Consider the following 417-nt stretch of genomic DNA (forward strand, 5'->3'; position numbering starts at 1 on the left):
CGATGATCGCGGCGGCGCTGACGATTGTGAAGCAGTCTAAGAGTGTTGTTTGACAGGTTTTTTTTGTCTGCGACGCTGGGTGGTTCGGTGTGCTTTGCGGTGGCATCCGGTCGGGTTTTTTTGCCTTTGCGCTGGCATCCGCGTTATGACTTTTCGCTGGCATCCGCGATTTGTTAGCTTGCTTCAAGCGTCGCCCCTGTGCGGGGCGGCACCTACTTTTCTTTGCCGCCGCAAAGAAAAGTAGGCAAAAGAAAGCGGCTCACACCGCCAGTTCTTGTGTTTGCCTGAGGGCCCCCAACCGGTCTTACGCTTCACACGGCAATCACGTGACCCATGTTCGTTGCCAACGCTCTTGCGCTGCGCCTCACCCGCTTCACGCACCCGCGCTTCACCATGCCGTGCCAGATAGTCCACTGC

At 57.3% G+C, this 417-nt stretch carries 2 protein-coding genes; both read right to left on the bottom strand.

What is annotated here, in order from left to right; all coding sequences use genetic code 11:
- Positions 1-187 (bottom strand): hypothetical protein (locus SB771_RS33555; protein WP_410721860.1); only part of this gene is annotated, 187 nt, incomplete at its 3' end.
- Positions 184-417 (bottom strand): hypothetical protein (locus SB771_RS33560; protein WP_410721861.1); only part of this gene is annotated, 234 nt, incomplete at its 5' end. The genes SB771_RS33560 and SB771_RS33555, both read right to left, overlap by 4 nt.

The organism is Burkholderia sp. SIMBA_051, from assembly GCF_046534915.1.
In the GTDB taxonomy this organism is placed as follows: domain Bacteria; phylum Pseudomonadota; class Gammaproteobacteria; order Burkholderiales; family Burkholderiaceae; genus Burkholderia; species Burkholderia ambifaria.